8 protein-coding genes and 1 pseudogene are annotated in these 11,510 nt (G+C 43.9%); 3 read left to right on the top strand and 6 right to left on the bottom strand.

From position 1 onward, the window contains the following. The first annotated feature begins 53 nt into the window (after positions 1-53). A complete protein-coding gene (locus tag Q5866_RS20245) occupies positions 54-611 on the top strand; it encodes an RNA polymerase sigma-70 factor (RefSeq protein WP_186975694.1) in 558 nt (185 codons plus the stop codon). 29 nt (positions 612-640) lie between these two features. Here the strand turns inward: Q5866_RS20245 and Q5866_RS20240 are convergent, their stop codons facing one another. From Q5866_RS20240 to Q5866_RS20215, 6 genes are all read right to left on the bottom strand, one after another. After that, positions 641-2,233: a PKD-like family lipoprotein gene (locus Q5866_RS20240; RefSeq protein WP_303182153.1), complete on the bottom strand. Its 1,593-nt coding sequence runs from the start codon at positions 2,231-2,233 to the stop codon at positions 641-643. Positions 2,234-2,246: 13 nt separating this feature from the next. Next, on the bottom strand, positions 2,247-2,942 hold the full coding sequence (locus Q5866_RS20235; RefSeq protein ID WP_176555090.1) for a DUF4843 domain-containing protein: 696 nt from the start codon (positions 2,940-2,942) through the stop codon (positions 2,247-2,249). Between the two features lie 16 nt (positions 2,943-2,958). Next, a complete protein-coding gene (locus tag Q5866_RS20230) occupies positions 2,959-4,455 on the bottom strand; it encodes a RagB/SusD family nutrient uptake outer membrane protein (protein ID WP_255302050.1) in 1,497 nt (498 codons plus the stop codon). Between the two features lie 18 nt (positions 4,456-4,473). Further along, positions 4,474-7,866, bottom strand: a complete 3,393-nt coding sequence (locus tag Q5866_RS20225) for a SusC/RagA family TonB-linked outer membrane protein (protein WP_303182151.1) — start codon at positions 7,864-7,866, stop codon at positions 4,474-4,476. 170 nt (positions 7,867-8,036) lie between these two features. After that, positions 8,037-9,149, bottom strand: coding sequence for a FecR family protein (locus Q5866_RS20220; protein ID WP_303182149.1), 1,113 nt, complete (start codon positions 9,147-9,149; stop codon positions 8,037-8,039). Between the two features lie 61 nt (positions 9,150-9,210). Further along, entirely contained in the window at positions 9,211-9,792 is a 582-nt protein-coding gene (locus Q5866_RS20215) for an RNA polymerase sigma factor (protein ID WP_303182147.1), read from the bottom strand. Positions 9,793-10,153: 361 nt separating this feature from the next. Between Q5866_RS20215 and Q5866_RS20210 the strand changes: the two genes are divergently transcribed. After that, entirely contained in the window at positions 10,154-11,269 is a 1,116-nt protein-coding gene (locus Q5866_RS20210; RefSeq protein WP_303182145.1) for an SPFH domain-containing protein, read from the top strand. 3 nt (positions 11,270-11,272) lie between these two features. Beyond that, positions 11,273-11,510: pseudogene (locus Q5866_RS20205) on the top strand (hypothetical protein); the annotation flags it as partial.

The raw sequence follows: 11,510 nt of genomic DNA, 5'->3' as shown, positions 1-11,510 counted from the left end.
TTATTAAATGAACATTTATTCATATTACACTTCAGAGGTGGATTAAACTGATAATGAAAAACTTCCGCAACATATACGACGAGTCCGAATATGAGATTCTATTTAAAGAATTTTATACCCCTTTAGTGCAATTCGCCTTTCAAATAATCAACGACAACGAGGCTGCAAAGGATATAGTTCAAGATTTATTCGTGCAACTTTGGGAAAAGGAACTCAAATTCACAAATGAATTAGTTCTCCGTACCTATTTATATCGCTCCGTACAACACAAATGTATAAACCACATCCGAAAGCAAAAGATTCAACAACAACACGAGAAAAAAATATCCGATGAAATAGAAGAGCAAGAAAATCCTTCCGTGTTACACGTTCTCATTCGCGAAGAAGTATATCGTCAGCTATTAAATTCAATTGACCATCTCCCCCCGCAATGCAAAAAAATCTGCCTCATGACACTCGATGGGAAAAAACCTTCCGAAATCGCCCAAGAATTAGACCTTGCCGTGGACACCGTGAAAAAACAAAAAACGATAGCCTTAAAACGTTTACAAGATGAACTGGGGAACCTATCATCCATAGCCGTGATACTATATCTGGAAACATTATTATAAAATGAGGGGGTATTCCCCCCTCATCCTTGCTACCATGGGGCACTTCCGCCACTACTACTCATAAAATTACCGTACTTGAATATCACCTGTTTAATCTCTCCCAAATCAACATTATCAGGTGATTCGTACATATTTCCCGCTGCCCACGGATCCGGTGAACCCAACACTTGATCAATCGTGTAGAAAATAAAGATTTTTCCTCCCTCCAACGCTATCAACAACCGATCGCCATTGTAATCCGGGGTTAAATGTGTAACATTCTTATCAAAATCATGAATTTTCTTCACGATTTGTCGTATTCCCCCTGCTTCATTACGAAATTCACAATAGTACAGCGACTTCCCTTCCGCGAAGTACATGTAATTTCCACTTCTCAACATAGCATACACCGCTTGATCGGATACAATATCAGAACCGGCAAACAGCCACTTACCTCTATTCGACACGTTCATCGTCGCGTAATAATAGTCCTTGGACAACGAGAACTTTTGAACATAATACTCACCGTCTTTTTTGAATATACACCGGTAATGCCCGGTACCGTAATCACCTCTCTCGCATGTCGCCCAAACCAAGGAATAATCACCAAAATCCGTCAAATCCACGAACTCATCAGGATCTGTCGAATTATCCCGAATGACCCCCTGTAACCCCGCAGACGGATCTCCATTGGCAGCGATAGCCACGAATCTGTTATTCGCTTTATCGTGCATCAACTGCAAACCCACCCAAAAATAAGTAGCGGGTATTATCCTGTCAATATAAGTATTGGGCTTATCGAAATCAAAAGGAATATTCATAAAACGAGTCAGATGAAAACCTGTCGGCTGACTTGATTGTGGATAAATATACCGGGAATAAGCCTTCCCGTTATCACCTATCATTAAATCGACAACATTACCGAATAACAAAAGTTTCGGATACACACCCTCCGGATAACCTCCATAAAACTCCTCTTCCAAAGCAACCTCTTTATTCCACAACGTACCGTTCAAAGAAACACATCCACCTCCCTCTTGAAGTATCGTCAACTCGTCCCCTCCATTATTAGGAGTTGTAAAATTCTCCGTGATATAATACGGTTTCCGTCCTAAAGGATCGCCCGGATGCAAGGAACTGTAAAGATTATAAAAAGGAAGATAGTAAAAAGGCTCATCCGTGGGCTTTTCCAATCGCAAATAATGAAGCTCAGTCGCCCCGTCGCTCTTTTCTGCCAAAAGAACAAAGCCATACTTATACGGGGAGTCTATCTGCAAGGCCACCCCGTTACGATCATAATACACCTGCCCGGACTTCCGGTCTGTCACGAACAGATTTAGTGAATAAATTTCACATTTCCCTTGATGCGTGTATCTCAACACACGCTCACGCGAAATAACCATCGTATCGATTTTCCAAGTGTAATCAAACTCTAACGTATCCGACGGGTTTTGGAATGTCAATTCAGGAACAATCACAAGCTCTTCACCAAGATAACCGTAAATCGTGTACGTATTCGCCGGTTTCAAATTAACAATCACTTCGTTAACTTCCGCGTAATCATAGTTTCCCTTGTCCTCGTAGCATCCGCTTAATAACCACGAAAACACTATTCCCAAAAATATAATCGCTATTCTCATCATATATTCCATTTAATCAACTTCCAATTACTGTAACAGTCATTTTCGTGTGCCCGTCCTTCTCGTACACGGTTTCATCGTTTGCCTCTTTTTCATTCAAATGTTTTTTCAAAAGCAACGCGTTGAAACGGCAGTCCACGGCATCCTCCGGATTCAAATACCCGACCCCGGTAATTTCAATAAACAAACGATACTTTTCATCTGAATAGGTACCCAAATAACTATTCACGATTACACTATTCCACCAATCCGGTTTAGAAATCTTATCATTTATCCAAATAATGCGAGCGATATGGGATGTTTCCCCAAGCATAAAATCCCGAGTCGGTTCCAGACGCACGGTCAGTCTTACCGGTGTCGTTTGTAAATCCGGAGTTTTAACAAGTTTCACAACCAACTCGCATTGTTCCTCGTTTTTTCCCAGCACACAACGTTCCGGCAGTATATAATTTCCCGAGGCGGCAGTCGTGTAATCATCCACGACAACAACCTTGTACTCTCTCTCCCTGTCCTCCGGAAGCCCGACCAATTTCACGCCTAAACCGTAATCTATCGTATCCCGGTTCGGGTAAAAAGTAAAAGAAAACTCTAAAGAATCCGCCATCTTACCCGTGAACTGAATGTAGGCATCATTACCATAAGTCATGATATGTTCCCGCTCGCAACCCGAGAAGAGATACAACATTCCTAATATCAATAGTATTCGTTTCATAAATTCTTCCATTAAATTAATAAGACGTTTCATTATTAGGATATTCGGCAATAAACTTATCCGCTGTCATCGGAATATCCCTATCCCCGTTAAAAATATCATGATTCAATCGCTTGTACATGAAAAACGTTTGCCCCTCTGTCAACCCTTCGCGAATCATATCGTACACCAACTTTTCCTTCAAGTCATCCGGATCATCCGGCAAAGCATACTCCTTCACGCCCCGCTGGATTCTCAACGTGGAGAACAACGCTTTCGCCTCCACGATCTGTCCCTTGTTAATCAGACACTCGATCATGATGTGGTACATCTCCGGAAAACGGACCACGGGAATAAGCGGACACTGATGGGTAATATTCGTGGTTACGGTACCACTCATATTAGTTATAGATGCGATAGGACGTTCCCACACCAGATAGCGGTGATTATCATTATACCGGTTATAAAATTTATAACGATAATCATCCGTTTCCAACCCGAAAAGTTTCTCCATTTCATTCATTCTAAAATAATGATCATACGAAGCTGCCTTCTCGAAATTCTCCAGATTATCTTTATTATAGAATCCCAACAGAAGCTCTTCCCAGCGTTTGGGATCGGACATTTCCGGATACGCATCATAATTCCCGTGATTATTGGCAGGTGTCCACTTAAACCATCCCGTATCCACGAATCGTTTGATAGCCTCCGCATTTTTATAAGCCATCTCCTCGTTACCCATCCACATGTATATCCGTGCCAACAATGCGGTTGCACCCCAATAATTCATTCGCAATCCCCGGTAATTCAGGAAATCATCTCCTCCTAACGGGGTTGCATGAGCTCCCGACGTGAAACGATGTTGCCTTCCTTTCGTCCATGCCACGAATTTCAAGGTATCCAAAGGTCCCAACTTCTCCTGCGCGAACTCCATATCCGAAACAATATTCTCAAGCACTTGCTCCATAGTCATTCGCTCCGGCTGATGCTCCGGATACCTCGTCACGTAAGGAATTGCCGGACTGCCTTGATTCGTTCCCGAGGGCACCGGGCAAAACAAGCGTAACATATCAAAATGCAACAACGCCCGCAAGCCGCGCATCTCGGCAAGAATCAACTGTTTCTCTATATCCTTGTTATTAAAAAAAGAACTATCCTTCTTCTCCACCTGCTGTATGATATTATTACAACTAGCTATCACATTATAGGCTTTCGCCCATGTACTTTCCGTCACCTCCTGTACACTCGAATTTTTCCAATTATAATTAGAAGCCTCCACCAACTCCGTGGGCAACCCCGAAGTAAGGTAATTCCGGGCTAAAGCACTGGTAAATCCCCAGCTCAAGTTCTTCCCGTACAAATTCGTAACACTAATTTCCCGGTACACACCGTTCACTGCCATTTGCACCCCGGTATAATCGCCGAAAATCTCCTCTTCCAGTAACACACTGTCGGACTTTATATCCAGCCAATCATTGCACGATGTCAACACCATCGCCGCCAACAACCACTGCATCAATCTCTTCATTTTCATTTCACTCTATTTTTTAGATTAGAAACTTGCATTTAAAGTAAAAGTAAAGGTTCTGGCAAAAGGATAACTTAACCCCATCTCCCGCTTGATAGAAGAAACCGTGGCTATATCATTCATGCTAAACTGAAGCCTTAACATATCCAGACCGATACGTTGAATTAAACCACGATTGAAATCATATCCCACGTTCAACGAATTGAACGTCAAAGTACGGTCTTTTTGCACGAACCGGGAAGTCGGACGGGTAATATAATAACGATCCTTCAAAGACTTCAAAGAAGTCACGTCCCCCGGCTTCTGCCAACGTTGGGAAAGCACCCGGCGATCTGCGTTATTCCGCCACAAATTGACATTTTCCACGTTATCCACCAACGTCTGGTTATACTTGTCACCCCCGAATTCAAACATAAATGTGGTATAGAAAGTAAAGTTCATAAACCGTACATTAATACCCAGCGAACCATTTCCCCAAGGTTCGGTATCCCCTATCTTCTGTTGTTCGTAAGTTGACCACTCGTAACTGATAGTTCCGTCACGCTTGAGATAGATTTCCTGCCCGTCAGCCGGATTTATCCCTTTTGACTTCATCCCGTAAATCGACGTCGTTGAATTACCCGCCTCATACTTCATCACCGGCTTCGAGTACACCCGGTTATCATCCGCTGTCCACAGAATAGAAGTCAACGGGGAATTGGCATCGGCATTGGCATATTTCTTAAAATGCTCGTCTACCCGGTCATTATATTCCTCCAGAGCCTTAGACAACTTTAGAATCTTATTTTCATTATGTGACAGAGAACCGTATATCACGATATCCAACTTCTTGGAAGTATAAGGTTTCACGTTCAGATAGAACTCCATACCCCTGTTCTGGATCTCTCCGGCATTACTCTTGTAACTGGAAAAACCTGCGGAAGCCGGTAAAGAAACATCCGTGATACCGTCAATCGTCTTCCGGTTATACCAGTTAAACCGACCGAACAAAATTCCATGAAAAACACCGACTTCCATCCCCAGATCCCAAGAAAGCGTTTTCTCCCACGTCAACTTATCATTTCCCATGGCAATCAAAGTTGCCCCGATTCCGGTAGGATACCATTGATCCAGCTTGGTTTCGAAAGAATGTCGGGCGGCATAAGGCGGGAAGTTCAACTTACCCGTCTGCCCGTAAGTAGCTTTTACCTTCAATTGATCCAAGAAACTCCATTGTTCGGCGAATGCGTACTTGTGGATATTCACCCCGGCACCGGAAGACCAGAAAGGTCCCCATTTCTTATCGCTCCCGAATTCGGACGAACCGTCACCCCGGAAAGAAAAATCAAACAAATAAATATCATCATAACTATAATTCAACGTGGTAAAGAAACCAAACAAACGGGTTTTATTATCCGTTACCGTGGGTTTCTTCACGATCTCGTAGGCATAAGAAATCGCGTGACGTTTGGCATTGGGAAAACCTTTGTACGCGGACTCCTCGAATTCTCTCTGATCCTCCTTCACGTTGATACCCACCGACAGATTAACATTGTGCTTTCCCAAACTTCGGTTGTACGATGTAAATAAATTCACGTTCCATCCAAAACTCTTCGTTTCGGTCAGATTCCGCTCTCCCTTGGTAAAAGCGGAAGCCGTCACGCTATAAGAGGAAGAAGCCGGATCCGTGAACTTATCCGTATCCGAAATATTATAATTCAAAGCCAACTGCCCCTTAATCTGCCAATAATTACTGATATACCAGTTTATCGTCAAATTATTCGTCCAATCCTTATACCCTGCCTTGGAATAATTTCCCAATCTTGCCTCGTACAAAGGATTTTTCTCTATTGTTCCGGTCAAACCATAGCTAGGCAACGTTTGTACATAATTCCCGTCTTTATCCACCCACTCGTCATACGGGTGACGCCGGGTATAATCAGCAAAAGTACCGTAAGGAGAATCCTTCGTACGCGTGATATCGAAAGTCGTTTGATTCCTCACCTGCAATCCCTTATACCGGTAATCCAACGCAAACCCGGCACCCAACCGATTCCGGTAGGAATCCTTCATCACACCGTTTTGATTATTATAACGCAAATCTATACCAAAACGCACGCTCTCGCTTCCACCCTCCACATAAACACTATGGTTAGCATTAACCTCCGTCCGCAAAGGTTGCGACAACCAATAATTATCCACCCCCTTGGAAACCTTATTGAGTTTCTCTATATAATATTGATTCTTTATTCTTATCTGCGCTATCGGTGTCTGAGAAGCATCTCCCGGATCATAATCAAACAACCCGGCTGCCACCTCGGTTTCCAAGGCTTCCTTGGCATTCATCATATTGTAAGACGACAAATCCGGGGCGGTAATACTCAAATTCCCGCTATAACTAATCCTCAACTCTCCCGGGGCAGGAGCCACCGATTCGATCACGATCACCCCGTTGGAAGCCCGAGAACCATACATGGCTGTTGCCGCCGCATCTTTCAGAATCGTAATATTGGCAATCCTGTTAATATCAAAATCATACACCTTCTCAACACTCACCTCGAAACCATCCAAAATAAAAATAGGAATATTCGGATTGCTCGTCAAAGCGAATTTCGCAACACTGGAAGAACTTCCCATCTCATCCAACTCCTTCACGCTGGCTATTCCCGAACGCCCCCGCACGTAAAACTCCGGCAAAGTATTCGGGTCGGAACCCATCTCGTTATTTTTGACCAACCGCAACGAAGGATCGAATACCGCCAAGGCACTTATCAAATTAAAAGAAGACACTTTCAATATCTCCTCCCGGCTCACTTGCGTGGCAGAACCCGTGAAACTGGATTTCTTGATATTGGCATATCCCGTCACGACCACCTCTTCCACGCTTTTCACATCCTCCCGCATCACCACGTTGATCGTGTCTTTTCCCGAGTATTTCACCTCTTGAGTCTCCATACCCAAAAACGAGAAAAGTAAAGAAAAACCCTCCATCCGGGGTAACGTCAAAGCGTATTTACCATCCATATCCGTGGCAGTACCCACGGTTAATCCTTTCACCAAAACGGTCACGCCCGCCAGTGGCAGTTTCTTCTCGTCGGTCACCTTCCCCACGATCCTTATCTCCTTCTTCTCATCCGTTATCGGTTTGAAAGTCACCACGATCAAATTATTCATGATCTCCCACCGGTAATCTTTTCCCAGTAACTTTCCCAAAACTTCTCCCAACTCCTTGTCCTCCACGGAAAGCGAAACCTTACGTTCCACGTCCAACGCCTTGTCATTGAAAAAGAAGTACAAACTCGTCTGCTTCTCCAATTCTTTCAGTACTTTCGAAAGTACCTCGTTCTCGCATTTTAGCGACACTTTCTGCTGTTGAGAGTAAGTTGCCGCACTCACGTGTATAAAACACACGCACAGAATAAAAAATGTTAATTTCATAACACGAAGCATTTTTTTTAATAAAAAACTTGACCTAGCAACGTGTAATTGCTTTTTTTTCATAAATTTGAACTTTAAAGTTAGACAATATCCGGGTTTGCTACCAACAAATTACCGGAACATGAAACTTACCGATAGACGCTACCAACAACTATCGGTAATTTTTTATATTACAGTCTGGTGACGACTACATTCCTGTCTTTCAGAGAAAAACGGACATCTACCACCTTTTCGATCACCTTGAACGTTTCCGCTGCCGGCAGATTCTTATCAATCATCCCCGTAAAAGTGTACTCCTCGATTCCACTACCGAAAAAAGTAACCTTTAAACCATACCAACGCTCCATTTGAATCATAATATCCCGTAGCGACATTTTGTTGAAAATAAACATACCGTCTTTCCAACTGGTATACTCCCGCACGTCGACTTCCCTCACGTGAATATCACCATTCACGCACGCGGCCTGTTCCCCGGGCGACAATACCACCCGTTTCGTCCCGTTCGTCACTTGTACCTTACCGCTCGCCAACGTGGTTTGTACCTCCGGTTTTTCCGGGTAAGCATTTATATTGAAACTCGTCCCCAACACTTCCACTTCCATATTCCGGACTTCCACCTTAAAAGGATGAGCCTCATCTCTGACCACTTCAAAGTAACCTTCTCCCTCCAAGTACACTTTCCGTTCCGCTCCCCCGAAAGTCACCGGGTACCTCAACTTACTACCGGAATTCAAATACACCACGCTCCCGTCGGAAAGCTGCAAACGAAAATCGGCAGCTACCGGAATTTCAAGAGTATGATATCGCTGAACCGTGTCATCCTCGGCTTTTGTTTCATAAACCAATCCCTTCGTACTATCCTGCCGTATCTCCACCATACTCTCTCTCGTCAGATACTTCTGTTGCATTTCCCTCAGATTCAACTCCGAACCGTCGGACAATGTCAGAAGAATAGCATTCTTGGGACGCTCAAACGACACTGCCATTTCACCGGACGGCTTATCCTGATTTAACAGGAACACCCCGCTTAAAAGTAATATAAACGGCAAAATAATCACGGCAGCATACCTTAATACCCGCCGTATCTTGTGACGCCGCACGATAACCGGGTCTTTCACTACCCGATTCCATATCCCGTCATAATCGGGTTCCGGCATAGACGTCAAATCATACAGCTTCTCTATCGCCTCCCGCACATCCGGATCTATCTTCTTTTCCGGGGAATACTCATTGGGATACAATACATTCCATAATCTCTCGAACAATTCATCTTTCGTTTTCATGAATACATTCATTTATCATTACACTATAAATGCACTCGAACTATCGAAAAGGGTGAAAAGATTATAACATTTTTTTCAAGGAAAGTAAAAATAATATAGTAAGCGCCATATTGTCGGGATTATTCTGCACCGACTCCTTTATTTTCTTATAGGCTATCCTGACCTGAGATTTCACTGTATTCACGGCAACTCCCATGGATTCCGCCGTTTCGGCATAACTCACTCCCTCGATTACCGCCATCACGAATATCTTGCGGCATCCCTCCGGCAAAGAATCAACCACCGAGCGAATAGCCTCGATCTTTGGCGTTATATCCTCCTCCTCTTCGTTCAGGAACACCTGTTCCCGAATAATATCCGCTTCCTTTTCCGCCCGCACCTTCTGGTGACGCATATAATTCAACACGTAATTCCTAACCATTTTCCGCAAGTAATTCACGAGCGAATGTTTCACGTTTATCTGTTCCCGGTGACTCCACAAATAAACAAAACTCTCCTGCACGGCATCTTCCGCCACCGCTTGATCTCGACTTAATCCCAACGCGACAAAATACAACTCCCGGGAATAATCACGAAACACTTTTTCGAAAGCCTTCACATCCCCGGCAATCAGTCGCTGCACCGTATTTTGTTCATCTGTCATATCCAACATCCTTTGGAAAAGCAAAGATAAAATTAAATTTTAAATATCAATAACCAACATCTGTTAAACAGAAAATTCTTGTCTACATTCAATAAATCTACCTGTTGAATTTCCAAGGTAATCCTACCGTAATACAACCCCTACTCCGTCACAAAATACTTCTACCCCTCTTATCTCCCCGTTGGCAAAGGACGCGATAACCGCCTTACATCCGGCTGATAAGCAAGTTGAGGTAGTATTACCTTAGGATAACGAGAGAATTTCCGTGAAAAAAGATAAATTTACAGAAAGCAAATCGACAACATTGCACAAAAAAATATACTTTTGACGTGAAATTAAAATAACACTAAAGATAAAACACATGGGGCTATTTAGTAAACTTAGAGGCGAGTTTATTGACATCATCGAATTCTTGGACAACACCCAAGACACCATCGTGTACCGTTTCGAAAGACATGGCAACGAGATAAAAAACAACGCTAAACTTATCGTCCGGGAAGGACAAACGGCTGTTTTTGTCAACGAGGGACAAGTAGCGGATATATTCACCCCGGGAACTTATACCCTTAACACCGAGAACCTCCCGATATTAAGCACGTTGAAGGGCTGGAAATACGGTTTCAACAGTCCGTTCAAGGCTGAAGTTTACTTCGTGAGCACGAAAAACTTCTTGGACCAGAAATGGGGAACAAAAAACGCCATTATCCTAAGCGATAATCGATTCGGGATGGTTGAAATACGGGCATTCGGAATATACTCGTTCAAGATTACCGATGCTCCCGTTTTTATCCGGGAAATCGTAGGCACAAACCAATCGTTTACCACCCGGCATATCAGCGAACAATTGAAGAGTATCATCGTCACCCGTTTCTCCGATGCCACGGGAGAGTCAAATTTACCGATCGAGAATTACGCTTCCAACTTGAATGAATTATCGGAAACCATCTTCAGTTACATGCAAAGTGACTTTGCCGCCTACGGCATGGAAGTAACGAAATTCCTGATTGAAAACATCTCCATGCCCGAAGATGTGAAAAAAGAGATATTCGAACTCAGCCGTCTGGAAAAAATCGACTTGGATAAATTGACTAAACTAAAAGCCGCCAAAGCCATGGAAGCTGCCGCGGAGAATCCGTCGGGCACAGCCGGAATGGGCGTCGGTCTGGGAGCTGGTATAGCAATGGCCCAACAGATGACTCAAAACATGATGAACCCGTCGGACAGACAAAACGGGCAGAATACCCCTGCCACTCCCCCGCCGTTACCGGGAGAAACACTGTACTACGTCGCCATCAACGGTCAACAGTCCGGTCCCTATAACCTCGCGCGCTTACTCGAACTGGTAAAGCAACAAGTTCTGAACCGGGATTCTCTGGTATGGAAAAACGGATTACCGGAGTGGGTTCCGGCCGGAGAGCAAGCTGACTTACAAAGTTTATGGACAACAACACCCCCGCCGCTTCCAAAACAGAAATAAAGTATGACGGAAGAAACCGAGGACAACCGGACGATCGGTGACACATTCCCGTGTGAATGTTGCGGAGCCGTGCTAAAATACAAACCGGGAACAACATTCCTGCATTGTGAATATTGCGGGTCGGACACCCCAATCCAAACAAAAGTGGTGGTCAATATCAACGAACTGGACTACATGCAACACATCCGGCACGTTGAAGAACTCAACACGCGCAACACAAACATCATCAAATGCCGGAAAT

The organism is uncultured Butyricimonas sp. (assembly GCF_959596855.1).
GTDB lineage: Bacteria > Bacteroidota > Bacteroidia > Bacteroidales > Marinifilaceae > Butyricimonas > Butyricimonas muris.
This window is presented reverse-complemented; position numbering and strand designations above follow the sequence as displayed.

Coding starts and splice junctions, on each gene's coding strand:
- Q5866_RS20230 (WP_255302050.1), bottom strand. CDS start 4,455: ATGAAAATGAAGAGATTGATGCAGTGGTTGTTGGCGGCGATGGTGTTG.
- Q5866_RS20220 (WP_303182149.1), bottom strand. CDS start 9,149: ATGAAAACGAAAGATGAATTGTTCGAGAGATTATGGAATGTATTGTAT.
- Q5866_RS20225 (WP_303182151.1), bottom strand. CDS start 7,866: ATGAAATTAACATTTTTTATTCTGTGCGTGTGTTTTATACACGTGAGT.
- Q5866_RS20210 (WP_303182145.1), top strand. CDS start 10,154: ATGGGGCTATTTAGTAAACTTAGAGGCGAGTTTATTGACATCATCGAA.
- Q5866_RS20235 (WP_176555090.1), bottom strand. CDS start 2,942: ATGAAACGAATACTATTGATATTAGGAATGTTGTATCTCTTCTCGGGT.
- Q5866_RS20240 (WP_303182153.1), bottom strand. CDS start 2,233: ATGATGAGAATAGCGATTATATTTTTGGGAATAGTGTTTTCGTGGTTA.
- Q5866_RS20245 (WP_186975694.1), top strand. CDS start 54: ATGAAAAACTTCCGCAACATATACGACGAGTCCGAATATGAGATTCTA.
- Q5866_RS20215 (WP_303182147.1), bottom strand. CDS start 9,792: ATGACAGATGAACAAAATACGGTGCAGCGACTGATTGCCGGGGATGTG.